Source organism: Edaphobacter sp. HDX4, assembly GCF_036877565.1.
GTDB lineage: Bacteria > Acidobacteriota > Terriglobia > Terriglobales > Acidobacteriaceae > Edaphobacter.
Map to the genome: position 1 here is coordinate 89,064 of NZ_JAEDXW010000005.1, position 19,434 is coordinate 108,497.

The 19,434-nt window shown below is 57.4% G+C and carries 18 protein-coding genes; 9 read left to right on the forward strand and 9 right to left on the reverse strand.

All coding sequences use genetic code 11. The annotated features are described in order from the left end of the window. Positions 1-46 precede the first annotated feature (46 nt). Positions 47-796, reverse strand: a complete 750-nt coding sequence (locus tag JAO29_RS06995; RefSeq protein ID WP_334267477.1) for an SDR family NAD(P)-dependent oxidoreductase — start codon at positions 794-796, stop codon at positions 47-49. A gap of 171 nt (positions 797-967) precedes the next feature. Here JAO29_RS06995 and JAO29_RS07000 point away from each other — a divergent pair, with 171 nt between their 5' ends. From JAO29_RS07000 to yihA, 4 genes are all read left to right on the forward strand, one after another. After that, the gene (locus JAO29_RS07000; RefSeq protein ID WP_334267478.1) at positions 968-1,321 is read left to right on the forward strand and encodes an L-rhamnose mutarotase; all 354 of its coding nucleotides are present in this window, start codon (positions 968-970) and stop codon (positions 1,319-1,321) included. Between the two features lie 178 nt (positions 1,322-1,499). Next, a complete protein-coding gene (locus tag JAO29_RS07005; RefSeq protein WP_334267479.1) occupies positions 1,500-3,305 on the forward strand; it encodes an MFS transporter in 1,806 nt (601 codons plus the stop codon). Positions 3,306-3,440: 135 nt separating this feature from the next. Then, positions 3,441-4,202: a hypothetical protein gene (locus JAO29_RS07010; RefSeq protein ID WP_334267480.1), complete on the forward strand. Its 762-nt coding sequence runs from the start codon at positions 3,441-3,443 to the stop codon at positions 4,200-4,202. Positions 4,203-4,289: 87 nt separating this feature from the next. Further along, on the forward strand, positions 4,290-4,901 hold the full coding sequence (yihA, locus tag JAO29_RS07015) for a ribosome biogenesis GTP-binding protein YihA/YsxC (RefSeq protein ID WP_334267481.1): 612 nt from the start codon (positions 4,290-4,292) through the stop codon (positions 4,899-4,901). A 198-nt stretch (positions 4,902-5,099) separates the two neighbouring features. On the opposite strand, the gene JAO29_RS07020 is transcribed toward yihA, so the two are convergent. After that, on the reverse strand, positions 5,100-5,828 hold the full coding sequence (locus JAO29_RS07020) for a hypothetical protein (RefSeq protein ID WP_334267482.1): 729 nt from the start codon (positions 5,826-5,828) through the stop codon (positions 5,100-5,102). A gap of 372 nt (positions 5,829-6,200) precedes the next feature. Continuing rightward, positions 6,201-7,268 carry an energy transducer TonB gene (locus JAO29_RS07025; protein WP_334267483.1) on the reverse strand — a complete coding sequence of 356 codons (1,068 nt, stop codon included), beginning with the start codon at positions 7,266-7,268 and terminating at the stop codon, positions 6,201-6,203. Between the two features lie 471 nt (positions 7,269-7,739). Between JAO29_RS07025 and JAO29_RS07030 the strand changes: the two genes are divergently transcribed. Beyond that, positions 7,740-8,153 carry a hypothetical protein gene (locus JAO29_RS07030; RefSeq protein ID WP_334267484.1) on the forward strand — a complete coding sequence of 138 codons (414 nt, stop codon included), beginning with the start codon at positions 7,740-7,742 and terminating at the stop codon, positions 8,151-8,153. A 205-nt stretch (positions 8,154-8,358) separates the two neighbouring features. Here the strand turns inward: JAO29_RS07030 and JAO29_RS23455 are convergent, their stop codons facing one another. From JAO29_RS23455 to JAO29_RS07050, 5 genes are all read right to left on the reverse strand, one after another. After that, on the reverse strand, positions 8,359-8,664 hold the full coding sequence (locus JAO29_RS23455) for a GntR family transcriptional regulator (RefSeq protein ID WP_442886334.1): 306 nt from the start codon (positions 8,662-8,664) through the stop codon (positions 8,359-8,361). Position 8,665: 1 nt separating this feature from the next. Next, positions 8,666-11,383, reverse strand: coding sequence for an ABC transporter permease (locus JAO29_RS07035; RefSeq protein ID WP_334267485.1), 2,718 nt, complete (start codon positions 11,381-11,383; stop codon positions 8,666-8,668). A gap of 2 nt (positions 11,384-11,385) precedes the next feature. After that, the gene (locus JAO29_RS07040; protein WP_334267486.1) at positions 11,386-11,733 is read right to left on the reverse strand and encodes a PadR family transcriptional regulator; all 348 of its coding nucleotides are present in this window, start codon (positions 11,731-11,733) and stop codon (positions 11,386-11,388) included. A 218-nt stretch (positions 11,734-11,951) separates the two neighbouring features. Further along, positions 11,952-13,190, reverse strand: a complete 1,239-nt coding sequence (locus JAO29_RS07045; protein WP_334267487.1) for an aminotransferase class V-fold PLP-dependent enzyme — start codon at positions 13,188-13,190, stop codon at positions 11,952-11,954. A gap of 325 nt (positions 13,191-13,515) precedes the next feature. After that, positions 13,516-14,439, reverse strand: a complete 924-nt coding sequence (locus JAO29_RS07050) for a LysR family transcriptional regulator (protein ID WP_334267488.1) — start codon at positions 14,437-14,439, stop codon at positions 13,516-13,518. Between the two features lie 80 nt (positions 14,440-14,519). On the opposite strand from JAO29_RS07050, the gene JAO29_RS07055 reads away from it, so the two are divergent. The 4 genes from JAO29_RS07055 (at position 14,520) to flgL (ending at position 18,566) form a co-directional block, all read left to right on the forward strand. Further along, complete coding sequence (locus JAO29_RS07055; protein WP_334267489.1) at positions 14,520-15,524, forward strand: amidohydrolase family protein; 1,005 nt, start codon at positions 14,520-14,522, stop codon at positions 15,522-15,524. A gap of 177 nt (positions 15,525-15,701) precedes the next feature. After that, positions 15,702-16,007: a flagellar biosynthesis anti-sigma factor FlgM gene (gene flgM / locus JAO29_RS07060; RefSeq protein WP_334267490.1), complete on the forward strand. Its 306-nt coding sequence runs from the start codon at positions 15,702-15,704 to the stop codon at positions 16,005-16,007. Between the two features lie 238 nt (positions 16,008-16,245). Further along, positions 16,246-17,652: a flagellar hook-associated protein FlgK gene (flgK, locus tag JAO29_RS07065; protein ID WP_334267491.1), complete on the forward strand. Its 1,407-nt coding sequence runs from the start codon at positions 16,246-16,248 to the stop codon at positions 17,650-17,652. Positions 17,653-17,672: 20 nt separating this feature from the next. Continuing rightward, on the forward strand, positions 17,673-18,566 hold the full coding sequence (gene flgL, locus JAO29_RS07070; protein WP_334267492.1) for a flagellar hook-associated protein FlgL: 894 nt from the start codon (positions 17,673-17,675) through the stop codon (positions 18,564-18,566). Between the two features lie 23 nt (positions 18,567-18,589). Here flgL and JAO29_RS07075 read toward each other — a convergent pair whose 3' ends face one another. Continuing rightward, positions 18,590-19,363: a tetratricopeptide repeat protein gene (locus JAO29_RS07075; RefSeq protein ID WP_334267493.1), complete on the reverse strand. Its 774-nt coding sequence runs from the start codon at positions 19,361-19,363 to the stop codon at positions 18,590-18,592. Between the last annotated feature and the right edge of the window lie 71 nt (positions 19,364-19,434).

Sequence of the window (19,434 nt, forward strand, 5' to 3'; positions counted from 1 at the left end):
CCCTTCTTCGTGGTATGCAGCGCTTGCTTCAAAGATGTCGGCCAGCTCATGCAGCGGTCCATCCGCCATCGATCGGAACAACAGCGCCATTGATAAACTCCGCTTCCTTCGAACAGAGAAATCGAACCAGCGATGCAATGTCTTCCGGTGTTCCGAGTCTTCCAATCGGCTGCCGGGCGACAAGCTCTGCCCGTACTTTGTCCTTTTCATGGGCATGGTACTTGTCGAGATATCCCTCCACGAATGGGGTCTGGACGGTTCCTGGAGCGATGCAGTTGATACGGAGCTCTTTAGGGTAATCCACCGCAATCTGCCGCGTCATGGCCTGGACTGCACCTTTGCTCGCACAGTAGGCGAAGCGTTGCTTCACTCCGACCGATCCGGCAACCGAGCCTATGTTGACGATAGATCCGTGGGACTCCAACAGCAGCGGCAACGCAGCCTTGGTCATAAGAAAGACACTGTTGACATTGACTCTCATGACACGCTCGAAGTCCTCCTCCGAGGTGCGCGATACGTCGCCTACCAACCCAATCCCGGCGTTGTTGACAAGGATGTCCAGCTTTGAGATCTCGGCAAACGCAAGCCGAATCGAGTCTGAACTTGTGACGTCGATCTTCAATGCACGGGAGCGCGGAATCTCAGCCGCCAGGGATTCTGCCGCGGAAAGGTGGATGTCGGCAATCATCACCTCCGCCCCGGCGCGAGCCAGCTCTCTCGCAGTGGCTGCCCCAATGCCGCTGGCTGCACCAGTGACAAGGGCGATCTTATTTTCCAGGTAAAAAGATTCACTCATATATTGAAATACCGTCCCCAAAAGAATACCTCTTTTTCTGATTTGAGGCCTACTCGACATTAGCAACATTGCGGCCCGAACCGCCCAACAACAGGAAAAGGTGCTTTCATACCAGATGTAACTCGCCACGTCTTTGGCCGCGAGCGATATCATTCAGAACCGGGAGCTCCTATGCCTCGCTATTGTTTGACCCTTGATCTGAAGGACGACCCCTCCGCTATTGCGGAATACAAACGCTATCACGAGAAGATCTGGACTGAGATTAGGGACAGCATCTCTGACTCGGGTGTGATCGACATGGAGATCTATCTCCTAGGGAAAAGGCTGTTCATGATTCTGGATGTCAGCGAGAGCTTCTCTTTTGCAGCGAAGGCGGCAGCCGATGCCGCGAACCCGAAGGTGCAGGAGTGGGAGGCGCTGATGGGCAGGTTCCAGCAGCCTCTTCCTGAGTCGCGTCCGGGGCAGAGATGGACCTTAATGGAGCGGATCTTCAGCCTGCAGGAACAGAATGGCGAGCATTCCTGACTTCTCTGAGAGACCTTGCCTGGAACAGGCGCCTTATTCGTTTCCTATCGCTTTGCGGGCTGGTATCGTGAACTGCAAGGGAAATGATTTGCAGACCTGAATGGCATGGGGAGTTTCATGCAGTAGCTTGCGGCAGAACTGAGCTCTGCCACGGCCAGGTACCCTCGATTGACAGCCTATGACCTATAACGCGCGCAGTTCCTCTGATACCCAGTCACCTGTAGGATTGAAGTCCAGTTACAACCGTTTTCTCCTCTTGGTAGCGGGTCTCGGTGGCCTGCTGTACGGCGTGGACGTTGGCATCATCGGTGGAGCTCTTCCCTACCTTGAGGCGACCTCGGGGCTCAACGCCGGTCAACTTTCGATCATTGTGGCTGCCGTCCTGCTGGGCAGCGTTATCTCCACTCTCTTTGCGGGCCTGCTTGCCGACTGGATGGGTCGCAAGCCGCTGATGGTGGTTAGCGGACTGACTTTCGTCCTCAGCATTCCGATGATCGCGATCTCACACGGCTACGGTCCCTTGTTCTTCGGGCGTCTGCTGCAAGGCATCAGCGGCGGTCTGATCGGTGTCGTCGTGCCGCTCTACCTGGCGGAATGCCTTCCAGCGAGCACGCGCGGCAAGGGTACTGCTATCTTCCAATGGCTGCTTACATTGGGAATCGTCTCTGCTGCGCTCATTGGAATCTATTACAGCTACCGTGTCGAAGCTGTAGCCCGAGTCTCTGATGCAGCGGCGGTCTTTGCGTTCAAAGACCAGGCATGGCGCCGGATCTTCTGGGTTTCGCTTCCTCCGGGTTTACTCTTCGTCATCGGCAGCCTCTTCGTGGCGGAATCTCCTCGGTGGCTTCTGTTGCGCGGGCGCCAGCAGAAGGCGATGGCGTCCCTGCAACGATCGCGCGACGAAGCGCACGCACAGATCGAGATGCAGGAGATGGAACGCATCCTGGCTGCGAAGCAGACGGCACCTTCGGGAGAAGTCGTCAAAGACTCTCTGCTGCGCAGGAAGTACGTTATTCCCTTCCTTCTGGCGTGCATCATCCTGTTCTGTAATACAGCTACGGGCGTCAATTCAATCATCGGTTACAACACCGCGATTCTCCTGCAGAGCGGTCTCTCGGACCTCCACGCGCACTGGGGATATGTCATCTTCACCATCGTCAATTTTGTGATGACGATCGGCGGTATGTCGCTGATCGACCGCAAGGGGCGGAAGTTTCTGTTCATCCTGGGAACGTCGGGCATCATCGTGTCGCTCATCGGCGTCGGCGTCCTGTTCCTCGGGACAGAAAAACTCAATCAGGACTGCCGGAGCGTCGTGCAGGCTATGGTCAAACCTGATCAGACCTTGAAACTCACCTTCACTCCTGCCGAAGCAAAGCACCTGCTCGACGCAGTTGGAAAAGGAAGCTCAATCGACAGTCAGCGTGCCTCGCTCGCCGTCATCTATTCCTACGGGGACTTTACGGCCGCGACCAGCTTCGTTCGCTCCGATGATCCCAGCGCCGCGCCCATTCAGATCGACCGCGCAAGTGCGGTTCCGACGAATCGGGTTGAAGCTTTCTTCAAAAACCCCTTCGCTGACCTGGATGCCGCCAGGACCGCGCCGCTCAAGATCGATCGGGCACTCGTCGGGCGAGTTCCTGATTCAAGCCATGGATGGATGGTGGCCGTCGGCCTGTATCTGTTTATGTCGTTCTACGCAGTCGGTCCTGGAGTCGGAGTCTGGCTGGCGCTTTCAGAGCTTATGCCGACTCGCATCCGATCCAATGGCATGAGCATCGCTCTTGTGATCAACCAACTGGTCTCCACCACTTTAGCCGGCATCTTTCTGCCGGTGGTCAGCAAGCACGGCTACTCGTTCATGTTCTTCCTGTTCGCCGGTTTCACTGTGATCTATTTCGTGGTGGTCACCTTCTTTTTACCGGAGACCAAGGGCAAAACTCTGGAGGAGATTGAGCAGTACTTCGAAGGAGCAAGATCGTGATATTCCTCGTCCAGGCTGCCGTCGGGCAGATGAAAACCACTTGAAAAAGAGCACATACAACTTGGCCAATGCGTTAGCTACTCTACCCTTTGGGGAGTATATTGCTACTGAGATTTGCTAACCGGGAGAACATGCATGCACGTTACGTCTAGAAATCTTGCAACAACGTTCGCTTTGACTACTGTTCTTGTCTTCGGAGGATGCAAGAGCTCGACACCTGCCGCGCCGGCGAATGAAGCGGCCTCGCAGGCAGCGCCTGCTGCGCCGCCTGCGGCTGCTCCGGCGGCGACGCCTGCGACCGCGCCAGCAGCTGGCCCGGCTGCCGCACCGGCGCCAACTCCCGCCGCAGCGCCGATGCCCGCCGCCGCGGCACCGGCACCAGAACCTGCTCCAGCACCGGTTCGGCTGAAGGTGCCCAGCGGAACGAACGTCTCTGTCGTGATGTCTCAAGAGATCAGCGCAAAGAAGAACAATGTCGGCGACTCCTTCAGCGGCGAGCTGTCCTCTGCGCTGACCACTTCATCCGGCAAGGTTGTCTTCCCCCGGGGAACCCACGTCGAGGGAACGGTGGTGGCGGCCAAGGGACGCGGGAAGTTCAAGGGCGAGGGCAATCTCGCGATCCAGTTGAGCTCAATCGGCGGGCATGAAGTAACGACAACCAGCTATCTTCGTCAGGAGAAGGGCAAAGGAAAGCGGTCCGCTGGATTCATCGGCGGTGGTGCGGGCGCCGGCGCTCTCATCGGCGGCCTGGCAGGCGGCGGAAAAGGTGCTCTCATCGGCGGATTGGCTGGCGCAGGGGCAGGAACTGCTGGCGCTGCACTGACCGGCAACAAGGACATTGTTATTCCGGCTGAGTCCATTGTCACGTTCACACTGCAGTCTCCCCTCACCAAGTAGCTCATCAGAGCTGATTTCGAAGAGGCGTCCCTTGAGGGCTCCTCTTTGTTTTGGGATCCATCCTGGTTGCAGACGGTAGACTGAGGTATGCGCCTGAATCCTGTCTTTCTTCTGTCCGCCACCGATGCGGCTCACTTTCCAAGCGAATCGAAGACCTACAGCAGGCCGGAGGTGGCGTTTCTCGGGCGCTCGAACGTGGGTAAGTCTTCTCTGATCAATGCCCTGCTCGGCTCGAAGGAAGCACGGGTCTCCTCGACCCCGGGTCGAACCCGGGCGATCAACTTCTTCGCGCTGCACGAGGCTTCCGGGGGCAGACAGAAGGCGGTTCCATCGCTCATCTTCGCCGACCTGCCGGGATACGGATACGCAAAGATCTCAAAGTCGATCTCCGCGGAGTGGCCTAAGTTCATCGAACCCTACCTTGGCGAGCGGGAGACGCTGGCGCTCTGCGTCTGCCTGGTCGACACCAATATCCCTCCGCAGCCCAACGATGGGCAGTTGATCACTTATCTCAAGCAGACGCAGCGACCGTTCGTCGTGGTCGGGACCAAGGCTGACCGGCTCTCGAACAACGTGCTGGGGAAGAGTCTCGCCGCTCTCAAACGGGAACACGACATCGAGGAGATCCTTCCTGTCTCGGCCAAGACGGGTGCCGGAATGGCGGCCCTCTGGGAGCGGATTCACGGAGTGATGGAGTAGCCCCACCCCCGTACCTTTCTGCGCAAAATATTCAGACGATGTGACTTAGCTTTGGACCTGCATCTGCAATGACTCTGCAGATCAGGGCTGTGCCGAGACCGATTCCACTATCTTCAGGATAGGCGATCGGAAGTAACTCGTCGGCACATACAAGTTCCTTATTTTATGGGATTTACAGCCAAACCCTCTTGACAAGCTTCAGGATAGAAGATCTTCCTCGGCCGAAGAGAGCCAGAGCACGCGGCTGGGGGGCTTCTCACGAGGAAGGATCCGTGAAGCTACCTCGAGCCAGCGACGCCGGAGGGTGTCTTCCACCGGGAGAGTCTTCAGAGCGCGGTGTTCGAACTCCCTGAGTTCTCCAAGGGTCTGGAAGGAGAAGGTACGCAGATGCCAGGAGCGCTCCCTGAGGAACCGGTCGAGAATGGAGACACTGCTACGGAATTCCGGGAGGCTACTGGCCGCACTCTCCGGGTCGAAGTCGACGAGATCCGCGCCATGCGCCATAAGCTTCTCGGCGGCCCCAAGGATTGCCGGATGCGACGGAATGAAGCTTGAAAAGAGCTGGGGCGCTATTCCGCGGGAGGCGATTTCCTCGAGGGCAGCAATGGGCGACGCACTGAGCGCTACCGAAAGCGGGGTTCTTTTGCGAACCTCATTCTTCATGGCGCGGACAGCTTCGTCCAACGAATGAACCACAAAGTCGACGGCACCGGCCCGAACGACTTCTCTGAGATGTGTCTCGTCGTCGTCGATCGACAGGGAGACCGCACCGGCGATATTGGAAGCTATCGCGAGCGCAGATCCTTTGGGCGGGAGACCCAGAGAGAGAACGAACGACCCGCCCCAGTCAGCGCGGAGCTGAAGGAGCGTCGAGTAGGCGCGAAGCACCTGGATCTGGAGGGTGCCTGGATCTGGATTCGAGGTCATTCGAACAAGATCCTATCGCATCGCAGGGACGTTCTGCGCCTGCCCGATCTCGGCTCTCGATGGGTGCAGGAGACTGGGGTCACGCTTGCTCCGGCCCTTCTAAAAAGGGGAGTTCCCTCAGGAACCAAAACGACAGGCCACCCTGGGGAAAGGGGCGACGGCAACGCTTGCCGTAAAGACCAGAAGCCGTTTATCAGTACTAATCGGCTCCTCGATGAGTGAATAGGCGATGATTGTGCCACAAAACCAGAGTGGCGCCGCCTGCATTTTGGATGACGATGCGCCTTTATCAGGACTCCTCTATAAAGCGGAACGGAAGATACCCTCAATGATGGATTGTCCTGGCTGGCATCTCCGCTCAATCGGCGAGAGCTAATGAGAAGCCCGGCCCACATCGTAGCTAAACGTCAAAGTAGAGATCACCTGAACAGGCGCTCCGTGATCGAGGTATGGACGGAAGCGCCAGTTCAAAAGCTGCTTCTCCGCAGCCGCCTGAAGACCGGGATTGCTGGAAAAGAAGTTGTCGATCGACTGTACCTGACCGCTGCGATCCACGACCACGCGCATCGTCATCGTGCCGGTAAGAGCACCCTGGGCCATGTCCGGCCAATGCGGGGCTGGAGTGTGGAGGCCCAGCTTACGCAGCTCCGGTTCAGGAACAACAACGACGCGCAGCTGCTGCGCTGACGGTGTCGGCTGAGTGACGCGGATCAGGCTGGCATCCGCAGGGGAAAGATCTTCAAGGAGCGTCATCTGCGCCGTAAGACGGGGGCCGCCTTGTGTCTGCGCTGTGAGTCGCCGCGGTACCTGGAGGCTATGGAATGGCGCAAAATCGTGGAGAGCCACATCCCAGTCCAGATTGCCTCCATAAATCATGAGGCCCGTTTGGCGATCGATCGCAACCGAGGCATCCATACTTGCGTTGACCCCCGCGCCATCCGTGGTAGGGATCTTGTAGCGAGTCACAATCTGCCCTGGCGTGCCATCAGCCGGAGTCACCGAAAGATGAAGCGCGGTCAGCTCATCCAGACGCGGAATAGGATTCGTGAGCTCAACCGTGAGATTGCGCAGAAGCTCCGGGAAGACCTGGCCCGAATTCGTCTCCTGAGTCTTTGTGCCGGCAACGATAAGCGTCTGTGAGAAGCGCGCACAGTGGAAGACTCTCTTATAGCGTGTCGGCGAAGACCACCACTCTTCCACTTCGGCATCCCACTGCGGATCATGGTTCTTTTGATCGGAGATCACGGCTCGGAGATGGAAGGGAGCCCCTCCAGGCTGTGCCAGCGCAGACTTCAGAGCCGCTGTGCGTGCAGCCTGTTCAAACGGAACCGTCGGCGAGATTGGTTGCTGCGCATGGATAATCGCACACGCAACGAGAGCGACCAGAAGCGGTCGAGAGAAGCGCAGGGGCATTTTCTTCAGGAGAGATGCGTTGGACAAAGTAGCTCCATCATTGCACGCCTAAGCCAAACGTCCTAGATTGCGAAAGCAGCCTGGGCAGCGAGTTCAGCAAGCAATAATGTGGTTCAGACCTGACGTATATCAGTAAAGATACGTCGGCTTTGTCGTCAGTAACGGGCTGCTCACTTCGCCCAACGGCGTTTCACAGAACTACCGCTCTGAGGTCAGGAATAATACGACGCTCGAAGAGTGCATTGCCCTGTCCTGCGCCAATCGGAATCAGCCTCAGTCCCAGACCGAGTTCCAGTTAGCAATCTTCCTGTCCGATGCTCCGTTGGATTAGCTTGCCGGCTCCGAAGGAATAGTGCTCGACGTGTTTAAGGATTGAACCTCAGCAATACTTGTGGATGTCGCATGCAATCCAGAGACCGGAGCGGGCATCTAAGAGAGTATCGCTGTAAATCTTTAGGAGGCACTATCTCACGCAATTTAGGTCGGATCATTGTTGTATTGGCGTTCTGCGGAATTGTCTGCGCAGGGCAAGCATTTGGCCAGCCGGACAAAGCATGCAAGCTTCAAGATCTTAACGGCACGTACGGATTCACTCTGAAGGGTGACAACCTTGCTCGCGGTGTGGGCTACATCGTCGCCGGGGTCTTGACGGCAGATGGAAGTGGCAACATCACCGGTTCAGGGAAGCAGACCGTCGCAGGGCAGGTCACTGACGCGGAGTTCACTGGTACCTACCAGGTCAATGCGGATTGCACCGGCACGACTCATCTGCAATTTGTCGGAGGCGTTCAATCAGATCTGTTTTTCGTTCTCGTCCAAGATGGCGAAGAGGCCATGATGCTCTATGTAGGACCAGGTGTACTGGAGAGCGGCAACGCCAAGCGAGTACACGCGGCTAAAGGGAAGTCTTGATCGAGTAGGGAAATGTCAGATTCCGTGTTGTTCGGGTCCGACGCCTCTAACCGGGCCAGGACCCGCAACAGCGGAATGATGCCGATTGGACTGGCGTTTTACTTTATCAGAGGCAAATTTGCTCTTCTGGGCGACCTCAATCCGGGTTTTTGCGAATCGGTGAAGAGCTGCACCCGCTCAGATCATCGGATACGGGTGAAATTATTCAGGGAACTCTCGGCTGCACTCCAATAAATGTGCCGAGCCCTTTCTTGCGAATGAGATACCCCTCAAGGCGGAGCTCGAAGAGCGCCTGCCTGACAGTCCCGCGACTCACTCTCAAGGTCGAGGTGAACTGTGTTTCCGACGGAATCACATCTCCCTGAGAGAATTGCCCTGCTTCGATCTTGTTTAGAAGCCAGCATTTGATCTGCAGGTAGAGAGGGACGAAGCTTTCTCGGTCCATCGTGCAATCAATCGGCACAGTTTTCTTGTGCTTATTCAGGGAATGCGTCACCGTTTCTCCTCCCATGTCACTCTCCGCGTACTGCAAGCATTGGATCGGTCAAAGATGCCCGTCGCGCCGGCAGCAGCGAGGCCATCAGCGCGAGCAGCAGCATAACGGCTACAGAGATGCCGAGCACCGCCGGATCGAATGGGCTCACTCCAAACAGGAAAGACCGAAGCAGGGTGGATACAGCGACAGCACCAAGCAGCCCAAGAGTGCAGCCAACCGCTGCCAGCTTCGCTCCGGAGGCAAGCACCAACTGCAGAATTCGAGAGCGCTCACATCCCAGCGCCATGCGGATCGCCATCTCCTGCTCACGAGTTGCAACCGTAAATGCGATGACGCTGTAGATTCCCAGCACTCCCAGCAACACGGCCGCAATTGCGAAGGAGGAGATCAACACCGTGTTGAATCGGCGCGGCGCCTCACTGTCTGAGACCACCTGATCGAGTGTCTTCATCTTGGTGAATACAAGCTGCGGATCAATTTTCTGCAGCACGGCGCGCATCGCATTTTCCATCTGCTCAGGAGGAACGCTCGTGCGCAGCACAATCCATCCGTAATTCGCCATTAACTCGTCCGTCGAGGCAAAGACGCCTTCTGAAGCCACAACCTGAGTTGCAGGCTGATAGAACTGCTCCGGCGTCTGGCTATCAGCAGAAGCCATCTTCACATCGTCCACTTCGCCCACAACTGTCATCCACGGCGTTGAAGTTTCGGGCATACCCCGGCGCAGGCGCTTGCCGATCGGGTCCTCGCCGGGCCAATAATGTTCTGCCAGTTTGTGGTTCACGATTGCCACCAACGGTGAACCCTCTCTGTCTGCTTCGGTGAACAGACGGCCGCGCAGCAAACGAATACCCAACGCATGGAAGGGATCGCCTTCAACTTGCGTGGACACTGCCATGTGTAACCCTGCTCCTTTTGAAGAGACATAGCCTTCTGGAAGAATCGAGATACCTCCGGCGAACCCAGAGGCAGGCAGTAAGCCAGTGATACCAGCGGATTCAGCGCCAGGCAGTTGTCGAAGACCGTCGAGCAATCTTTGATTGAAGGTATCGATCTGCGGTTGCGTCGAGTACTGCTTGCCCGGCAGAGAATAGCTTGCGGCCAGCGTATGGTTCGACTGAAAGCCCATATCGACCGAGCGCATCTTTTCGAAACTGCGCAGCAACAGTCCGGATGCAGTGAGAAGTATCAGAGCAACGGCAATCTCCCCTACAACCAGCGCGGAGCGCAGCCGCGTATGACCGCTGCCTGAGCTCCCAGTGCGGCCGCCTTCCTTCAGCGTCTCGTTTACGCTTGTCTGGATTGCGGCGAAGGCGGGCGCCAGCCCACAAAAGAAGCCGGTAAGCAACACCAGACCGAGTGCGAAGCTCACAACGGTCCAGTCCAGACCGATCTCGCGGATGCGAGGCAGCGTTTGTGGCAGCAGGTTCAAACCAACACGTAGCGCAATGCCTGCTAACGCAAGACCAACGACGCCTCCACCGAGGCTCAGGATCATGCTCTCAATCACAGTCTGACGCAGCAGCGCCGCCGCACGCGCACCAAGGGCAAGCCGCACAGCAATCTCTCTCCGTCGGCGGATGGAGCGTACCAACAGAAGGCCAGCCTGATTTGCGCAAGCAATCAGCAGAACCACGATCACTGCAAAGAAGAGCGTACGCACCAGCGGTCGCGCCCGAGCAATCGTGTCTTCCTGCAATCCCTTTACATCTGCATGGATCCGAAGGCTGCTCATGTAAGCCGGATAGTTCCGCATCGTCTCAATAGCCACTCGCTGCGCATCACTCTGTGCCTGCTCGGGAGTAACGCCCGGCTTCAATCGGCCCACCATCCGCAGGTTCCACGAGGCCGCGGCACCGGCCAGGAACTCCCACGGCTCAGGGCTCATCGGAACCCAGAGCTCGCTCTGGTTCACATGTCCAGGCACCAGGGGGAACTCAAAATTGCGCGGCATAACACCGATAATGATGTACGGTTTCCGATCGAGAAGAATCTTGGACCCCAGAACCTTTGCATCACCGTGAAAGCGGCTTCGCCACAGACTGTAACTGAGTACAACAAACGGCTGGCGTTGATCGTCTTCCTGCTGTGTAAAGACTCGTCCCAGCATGGGCGCAACCCCCAGTGCAGAGAAAACCTCTCCGTTCATGCGCGATGCATGCACAGGCTGCGGCTCATCATCGTTGCCTGACAGCTCAAAAGATTTCCCCCCATAACCTCCCAGATGCGTGAAGCTGTGCGTCTCGCGCATGTAGTTGCGGATATCCGGCGCGGTAACCGAGGACCCGCCGGAAGTGTAATTCGAGCCCTCCAGAATGTCGCCCAGCGTAACCAAATGTTCGGAATCAGGAAAGGGTAATGGGCGCAGCAGGACTCCTTCAACAATGGAAAAGATCGCTGTGGTTGCGCCGATTCCCAATCCAAGCATCAGGACGGCAGTCAGCGTGAACCCCGGAGATCTGCGCAGCTGTCGTAATGTATAGCGAATGTCCTGCAGGGTCTGTGCCAGCCCTGGATAGGAGCGTTCATCGCGATGCCGTTGCTTTGCCTGCTCGACTCCACCATAGGCTCGCCTCGCGGCCCGGCGTGCTTCTTCGGGACTCATTCCTTTGCTCAGGAACTCATCTTCCAGCAGTGCAAGATGGGCGGTGATCTCCCGGTCGAGCTCCGCTTCGGTCTCCTCATTGGAGAAGGGGCTGGAAATTCTCAGAAAAAGGCGTCGCAGAGCTTTCATTTCTAGGACTCCTCAAGCAGAAGCCGTTCCACCAGCCCCGCCATCTTTCTCCAACGTTCGGTCTCCTCGCCCAGCGCCTTCTCTCCTGCTTTCGTGATGGCATAAAACTTGGCTTCGCGGTTATTTCCGGTCTTTCCCCAGGTGCCCTTAATCCACCCATACTGCTCCAGCCTCACCAATGCCGGATAAAGCGTGCCCTGATTGAGATTGAGGAGGCTGTCGGAGATCTGCTGGAGGCGTGTAGCAATCTGATAGGCATGCTGCGGCCCCATCGTGGAGAGTGTTCGCAACACGATGAGATCGAGTGTGCCCTGCAGTAGTTGAATCGATTCTTTTTCTTTACTAGGCATCCAAGTGATCCTTCGCATATAGCGTGGACCCGGATTCACTTGTTTGTCAAGTGGAGATAGCTGTACTGGAGATAATCGCCAATGAACTCAGGTACAGAACAGGGCCGTCCTCATAAATCGGACTAGCGGTAGTAAACGATCTTGACCTGACGCTCAGGGCGCGTTTCTCGTTCTCGATCCAGTTCTCGTTACTTTAGAACCTGACGCGAGGTGCGGTGTTAGACAGAATGGGCTGTCAGAGCGCTCGCTAGTGCATCCGCGACGATCTTTTCTTCTCCTGGTTGCAAATCGATCGCAGTCATTTCGATTGTGCTTGCCTCACCGCCAACGATGATGGAAGGCTTCATTGCGGCAAGTTGCGCTGCGATGTCACGAGGTGTTGCGGAAAAACGGGCTGGATCCATGTGCACCTGAAGCGAGGGAAAGTGGTTTTTGATCGGTGATACGTTTCGAGTGAAAGTCACTCCGGGTATCTTTGACAACTTATTGGCGATCGTCTCCAGTTGTGTTGACTGCTCTTTATCCACCACATCCTGATCTTCAGCCAGATAGACCTCCAGAGCTTTGAGCAGTCCCAGGATCTCTTCCTTGCCGACTTTATTCGGGCGTCCAATCGTGTCTTCATTGGGACTCATATTCAGCAGCGCATTGTGCACCATTTCCTGGCGCCCAATCAGCAGGCCCGTCGTCTGTGGACCCCTGATTGCCTTTCCACCACTGAAGGCGATCAGGTCAAAGCCCATATTCGCATACTCCCACAGCCGTGATTTCGGTGGAACATCTGCGGCGGCGTCGAGAAACGTCGGTACATTTGCGTCGTGCGCCAGCTTCAACCAATCGGCCCGCCTGATCTGCCCATCTGGATCGCTAAAGTTCTGGAAGTGCATGGCGGCGGTGCGTTCGTTGATGGCCCTGTGGACGTCTTCGACAGTCTCTACTTCGATAATCTTTGCTCCAGTCGTTCGAATCTGGTGATCCCATTCGCTGCGATGTGCCCGCTGAATGATTACCTCCGACTTCATCCCGGTCAAATCCGGGATCTGTTTGATAAACGTCGGGTCATTCCCTGTGAGGATTGCCGCGTATCCGTTCACGATCGCCGCCGCAGCACCTGAGGTTACGACGACTCCATATCCCTGAGGCAACTTCAGCATCTCTGAGATTCGCTTCCCCACTGCTGCTTCGAGATCCATCATGACAACGAAATGTTTGGCCGCCTTTTCCATGACCGCCAACGCCTCTGGACGTATCAGCGAACCGCCAATAACCGTCTCCGTCAGATGGGCATTGATGATCGTGGTCAACCCCAGTTCGGCATATACGTTCTCGCTTTCGCCAAACCCGGTGATCTTTCCCGGCTTGCTGGGCGATGCACCGGCGACTGCAAACGATCTCTGCCCACCGAAGACTGATCCGGCCAGCGTGGCAAGACCCCCTAAAAATCCTCGACGATTCAATCCGAATCTCAGCATCTCGCACGATCCTGAAAGTGAAATATTCGCCTGGAAACCTAACGGCGATGTTACGGTTTGCATGCTCTCGGCCCGAAGCTCCGAGCCCCACCCAAGCCAGATGATAGCGCCGGTTTTGGGAGACTGGCCACAAATTTCGCGAGAGGAGTTGAGATGTCGGCCGGAAAGGCAAGTAGTGCAGATTTTCCCCGCTCGAACTGATCGAACGCTCGCACACTAAGCGACATTGAATCCGCAACTCACTGATTGGTTACAAAAGGTCGGCTTAGCGCTAGTGAGCGATTTCAACGGACGAGAACAGCGTTTCTCGTTACTTGAGGAGTCGGTACATCTGGGTCCTCAACCATCCCAAGCCATGGTCCTTTTGCGTTCGCTCGTGCCAGATGAGGCGGTAAGCAAATGGTGTTTCGCCGCGCAATGGAATTTGGGCAAGCGGTGCCGAGTCAGCGAGCACGCGCCCCAGGCGTGAGGGCAGGATCATGAAGTGATCGGTATGCGTGAGCATTATTGGAGCGGAAGTGAAGTAGGGCGTCCGCAACGCAATCCTGTGCGAGGGATGACCGAGGCGGGCAAGTGGATCGTCACCCTCCAGCCGGTCGCCCACGGGATACAGGAGTACGATCTGCGGATAAGTGGACGCCAATGCGGGGTCGAGGCTTCCATCTTTCCGCCGCCCGTCAAGCAGCGGGTGCCCCTGCCGAACAAGACAGACAGATCTCTCTCGATAGAGGGTACGAGCATGGAAGTTCTCGGGCAGGCGGCTTTCAGAGTCCAGGGCAAGGTCGAGCTGGCCTGTCTCCAGTTCGTGGAGGGTCTGTGCATTCCATGGGGTGACCTCCAATGTGATGCCTGGTGCGAACGTGCCGAGCATCGTAACCAGCGGTGACAGAACTACGGTCGCACCATGGTCCGTGGTCGCGATCCGTACGATCAGCTTTGCCGTGGACGGCTCAAAGACCTCTCGTTCGAAGAGAGCTGAAATAGACCTCAGTGCTTCCGCGACCGCTGGTCGAAGTTCTTCGCCCCTTGGTGTCAACGTGTTCCCCTGACCACCTCGAACCAGAAGTGGATCACCGAGCGTATCGCGTAGTTGGGATAGCACCCGGCTCGCAGCGGGCTGGCTGAGCCTCAGGGCTTCGCCGGCTTTGGTGACGCTCCGCAAGTCGAGAAGTTGTTTCAGCAAGCGCAGAGAGCGAAGGTCGAGGTTCTCGAAAGAAGCATTCACTTTTTGCATAGAGAGTATGCCTTTTCAGCCATTGAATGCATGTGCCGTTCTCGTAATACTAATACGCAGTACGCAAGAAAGAGGGACCGATGAAGATCATCAGCATTGAAGAACATATACTGCCCCGGAGAATCCACGCCGCGTGGGATGCGTCGCCGATCGGTGCAGAAGGTACGGACTTCCTATACCAAGGCGAGATGGTGCGGATGCTTGAAGACCTAGGCGATGGCCGTTTAGCGCTAATGGATGAGAGTGGAATTGACGTGCAGGTTCTTTCCGTCACAACACCCGCACTTCATAACCTGGAACCAGAAGAGAGCATCCACCTGGCGAGGGAGACCAATGATCTGATAGCTGCGACCATCGCAAAGTACCCAACCCGGTTTCAGGGGTTCGCGGTCCTTCCAATGGCCGCGCCGCAGGAAGCAGCATTTGAATTGCAGCGTGCCGTGGATCGCCTCCGGTTTCGCGGTGCGATGGTATGTGGCCGTGTGCGCGACCAAAACCTGGATCACCCTGACTTCATCCCATTGCTTCGCACAGCGGCAGAGCAGCGCGTGCCGTTGTTCATTCATCCTCAAATCCCGCAAGCTTCTGTTCGAGCAGACCTCTATTCAGGGTTCGGGGAGTTGGTCGACCTAGCCTTCGCGACGTTTGGCCTGGGCTGGCACTATGAAGCCGGCATCCAGTTCGTACGGTTGATTCTGGCAGGCGTGTTCGATCGTTTTCCCGATCTGCAGATCATCCTCGGTCATTGGGGCGAGGTTGTGCTCTTCTACCTGGAGCGCCTCAAGTCACTTGCGCGTGTGGCAAAGCTCGAGCGTCCTGTTGAGGACTACTTCCGGCAGAACCTGTACGTTACCCCAAGCGGCATGTGGAACCAGGAGTACCTGCAACGGTCCGTGAATGTTGTGGGCCAGGAACGGATTCTGTTTTCCAGCGACTACCCCTATCAGTACCGGCCCGGGCAGCCGGGGCGTTCCTTCCTGCTCAGCGCTGACCTCTCGCCTGAAGCGAAAGAAGCATTTGCGCATGGCAACTGGGAAAAGCTCACGAATCGTGGATCTTCCCACGCCAAGGGTTACTCCTCATAAGTCGTCTGGCATTTACTTACCATCAGGGGCTGCGAAGTCTCGACTGCTCATAATAGGGCAAATCGCTCATCAAGTTTTGAGGTGGAGCGCTCTGTTTGCAGGACTCATGCGGGGAACACGCTGCACGGTACTAAAGTTTTCCTGAGGGCTGCCGATGAACCCACATAAGTGGAGGAAATGATGAGTTATTCGAATGGCATAGGGGATTGGAAGCAGGTACTGACCCCGGTCGCGCCGACGTCTGCTTCGCAGACCCAACAGGTAGCGGAACGGCAGAAGACTGCAGCCGGACAGAACGCAGCAGGAGTCAAGGCTGACGAGGCAAAGCTGAGCCCGGCTGGTGAGCTGATCGCAAACGCGCTCTCCGGATCGGATGTGCGGACTGCAAAGGTAGAGGCCCTGCAAAAGGCAATTGCGGAGGGGAGCTATAACGTTTCGTCCTCCGATGTCGCGGGCAAGATCATGGATTCCCTTCTCAAGTAGCCCTGTGGCCACGGAGGTGAGGCCATGGCGTGGCTTCTGGAGGGATCGATTGAGAGGCTTTCCATGCTGGAGCGGGAGAGGCTTCTCACGGTAGAGGAGCGAATGACGCTCCTCGTAGGTCACGGAAGCTGCGTTTGTGTCTGCCTTTCTCTCCTGGAGAAGGCGGCGGAGCGAACGCGTGTCACGAGGCACAAGGGTTCGCTAGCCGAAGAAGCTGCAGATAGAGAGGGACGACACGATGGGGACTTTGAATTCCGCACTGGCGCTGGCGCAGCAGGCTCTGATGGCAAATCAGACGGCGTTGAACATCACGTCGAATAACGTGGCCAACCAGAACACCGCCGGATATACAAGGGAGGTTGCGACCTGGACGGAGAACGACAGCGTTACGATCGGCAATGTAACCGTCGGGATGGGCTCGAGCGTGGGTCAGCCGGTATCGCAGCGTGACCGCATTTTGGAAAAGAGAGTGCAGCAGCAGATGCAGGTGCAGTCCCAGAGCCAGAGCCTGGATGACGCCTTGAACCAGGTGCAGAACATCTTCGGGTTGACCTCGAGCTCCAGTTCGGCAAGCACTACCGCGCTGGGAACGGCGATGAACAACTTCTACAACGCGCTGTCGTCGCTGACGGCAAACCCCTCGGATACGGCGACACGACAGAAGGTGATCTCGGCGGCGAGCAATCTCGTGGGGGTCTTCAACTCCTCGGCGAACCAGATGGCGGGGGTGTCGTCGGATCTCGACAAGCAGGTCTCCGGATACGTGAATACCGTGAATGGGCTGCTTTCCAATATCGCAACCCTGAACCAGAAGATCTCCAGCACAAGTCCGAACGCCGACGCTGGTGTAATGGAAGACCAGAGACAGCAGGCGATCGCGCAGCTTTCGCAGTACATAGGGCTGGACCAGATTTCGAATGAGAACAACCAGATCACCCTGACAACGACGAATGGGGCAGTTCTGGTGAGTGGAGCGCAAGCCTACCCGATGAGCACGGTGCAGGTCTCCGGCAAGACGAACATCGTCGCTGGAATTCCGGCGGTGGACGTGACCTCCGGGCTGACCGGAGGGGCGCTGGGAGGAACGCTTGAGGCGAGAGATCAGCTTCTGCCCCAGTACCAGAGCACGCTCGATAACCTTGCGTACCAGATCGCGACGCAGGTGAACCAGGTGAACGCGCTTGGAGTGGACGGCAATGGCAACGCCGGTCAAGGCATCTTTCAGATTCCGGCGACGGCTACGGGGGCAGCGGCGCTGATCAGTATGGCAACGACGGATCCACAGTCCGTGGCCGCGGCAGCTGTGGGGGAGGGCTCCACCGGAACGGGAAACGCACAGCTGCTGGCAGCACTTGCAAACGGTGCGAGCATCGGTGGCCAGACTCCGTTGGAGTCTCTGAACAGCCTGCTGGGACAGATCGGAAACGCGGCATCGTCGGCCGCGCAGGACAATACGACGCAGCAGACGCTGCTGTCGCAGCTTACCAGCCAGCGCAATGCGCTCTCGTCAGTGTCCCTGGATGAAGAGGCAGCGAACCTGACACAGTATCAGCGTGCCTACCAGGCTGCGGCCAAGATCTTTTCGGTCACCGATCAGATGATGGCCAGCGCCCTGAATCTTGGCGTACCGACGACAGTCTCCTAGAGAAGAAAGAGGACCGAGGCATGAGGGCAGATCCGACCTACTTCAACAACGTTGTGCTGGCACTCAACAACGCGAAGAACAACTCGAACAATCTGGCAGCGGAGCTATCGAGCGGATTGCGAGTGGGGCAACTCTCCGACGATCCGGCCGCAGCGGCACAGAGTCTGCGCCTGGATGGACAGATTGCCGGAATCGACACGTTCGTGCAGACGGCTTCGAGTGTCTCGTCGCGTCTGCAGATGGTGGATTCGACGCTGGGCGAGGTTGTCTCCCAGGTTACGTCGGCGATCTCGCTGGCGGTGGGAGCGGCGAACGGAACCCTGAACGGGGCCAATCTGGCGTCGATCGCACAGCAGGTGACCTCGATCCGCGACAACGTGCTGGCGCTTGCCAACACAAGCTACCAGGGGGCATACCTGTTCTCCGGCAGCAAGGGAGATACGGCGCCGTTCACCCTGGATACGACGACCACGCCCGCGACGGCAAGCTATCAGGGCGACAGTAATGTGCAGACGATTGTTACGCCGGGTGGGCAGAAGATTCAGATCAGCCTTCCTGGCTCGACCGTCTTTGGATCGGGAGCAACCAACGTACTTGGAGTGCTGAACCAGTTGGTGAGCGATCTTACGAGCGGCTCGACGACCAGTATTGCGGCGGACAGCGCTGCTCTCACCGATGCGCTGCATGGTGTCTCAACACAGCGCAGCCTGCTGAATGATTCGCTGAGCACGATTCAGTCGACCAGCACCTACGCCCAGACGCAGGAGGCGCAGATAAAGGTACAGCAGGGGAAGCTGGTGTCGTCTGACCCAGCGAAGGTAGCGACTGATCTGAAGTCAAACCAGACGCAGTACCAGGCATTGCTGAGCGTGATTACGGCCCTGCAGCAGGATAATCTCTTCAGCCACATGTAACGGAGACAGCCTTGGCGGAAGATTTATCGCTCGAGCGCCGATAGGGCCTTGTGGGCATCCTTGATCTTTAGGCCGTCCGGGTTCATCCGCAGATAGTTGTTGTACTCCGCGATGGCCTCGTCGCGCTTCTTCATCTTCTCGGCGACATGCGCGAGGGCGAAGTGGGTGTCGGGATCGTCGGGCAGAGACTTGACCGCGTCCCGAGCGCGCAGATAAGCGGCGTTAAGGTTCCCGGCGTCCTCGTAGAATTTGGAGACTTTAAGATCTTCTTCCGCCCGCTCTTCATCGCTCTGGAGCTTTTCAACCTTGGGAAGGCGACGGCGACCGGAGGGGTGCGGATTCTCGCCCTTGTCGGCCAGCGGAGGCTTGTCGGATGACGGGGTGTCGGGAGAGTCGCTGGGGCTGCTGCTGCTGCTGCTGCTCGAGGAGCTGGAGGAACTGCCGGGGCTTTCGGGTTCGGAACCGGGCATCGCCGGCGGCGCGGCTGTCGGGAACGGAAATTTGTCAGCTGCCGCAGGCGGCTTGCCCGCTGGTGCAGGCGCGTCGGGGGTCGGCTGTGACTGCTTTGGTGCGGATTGCGTGGATCCGCCAGGAAATGGGAAGCGCTTTGCGACGGGAGGCTCGCTGGTTTCGGGGGTGCATGGAGCGCTGGCTGACTGGCCCCGATCCTGAGTGCTTCCGGAGGGCTTGTCGGATTTTGTGCAGGGAGGGTTGGGTGACGTGGTCTGGGCCGACACGAGCCCGGGTACCGCAAAGGCGGCGAGAAGTGTTAGAGCGTGGATGGGAGTACGGCTCATGCTCAGTAATTAGACTACCCGTCTGGAAGGTTTGACGCCTGGGTGCGCGAGTTTGTTATATTCAGCTAGCT

Excerpts from the sequence above, each read along its gene's own strand:
- flgK (WP_334267491.1), top strand. The coding sequence starts at position 16,246 with ATGGGGACTTTGAATTCCGCACTGGCGCTGGCGCAGCAGGCTCTGATG.
- JAO29_RS07035 (WP_334267485.1), bottom strand. The coding sequence starts at position 11,383 with ATGAAAGCTCTGCGACGCCTTTTTCTGAGAATTTCCAGCCCCTTCTCC.
- JAO29_RS07020 (WP_334267482.1), bottom strand. The coding sequence starts at position 5,828 with ATGACCTCGAATCCAGATCCAGGCACCCTCCAGATCCAGGTGCTTCGC.
- JAO29_RS06995 (WP_334267477.1), bottom strand. The coding sequence starts at position 796 with ATGAGTGAATCTTTTTACCTGGAAAATAAGATCGCCCTTGTCACTGGT.
- JAO29_RS07055 (WP_334267489.1), top strand. The coding sequence starts at position 14,520 with ATGAAGATCATCAGCATTGAAGAACATATACTGCCCCGGAGAATCCAC.
- JAO29_RS07005 (WP_334267479.1), top strand. The coding sequence starts at position 1,500 with ATGACCTATAACGCGCGCAGTTCCTCTGATACCCAGTCACCTGTAGGA.
- flgM (WP_334267490.1), top strand. The coding sequence starts at position 15,702 with ATGATGAGTTATTCGAATGGCATAGGGGATTGGAAGCAGGTACTGACC.
- yihA (WP_334267481.1), top strand. The coding sequence starts at position 4,290 with ATGCGCCTGAATCCTGTCTTTCTTCTGTCCGCCACCGATGCGGCTCAC.
- JAO29_RS07000 (WP_334267478.1), top strand. The coding sequence starts at position 968 with ATGCCTCGCTATTGTTTGACCCTTGATCTGAAGGACGACCCCTCCGCT.
- JAO29_RS07010 (WP_334267480.1), top strand. The coding sequence starts at position 3,441 with ATGCACGTTACGTCTAGAAATCTTGCAACAACGTTCGCTTTGACTACT.
- JAO29_RS23455 (WP_442886334.1), bottom strand. The coding sequence starts at position 8,664 with ATGGGAGGAGAAACGGTGACGCATTCCCTGAATAAGCACAAGAAAACT.
- JAO29_RS07040 (WP_334267486.1), bottom strand. The coding sequence starts at position 11,733 with ATGCCTAGTAAAGAAAAAGAATCGATTCAACTACTGCAGGGCACACTC.
- flgL (WP_334267492.1), top strand. The coding sequence starts at position 17,673 with ATGAGGGCAGATCCGACCTACTTCAACAACGTTGTGCTGGCACTCAAC.
- JAO29_RS07050 (WP_334267488.1), bottom strand. The coding sequence starts at position 14,439 with ATGCAAAAAGTGAATGCTTCTTTCGAGAACCTCGACCTTCGCTCTCTG.
- JAO29_RS07075 (WP_334267493.1), bottom strand. The coding sequence starts at position 19,363 with ATGAGCCGTACTCCCATCCACGCTCTAACACTTCTCGCCGCCTTTGCG.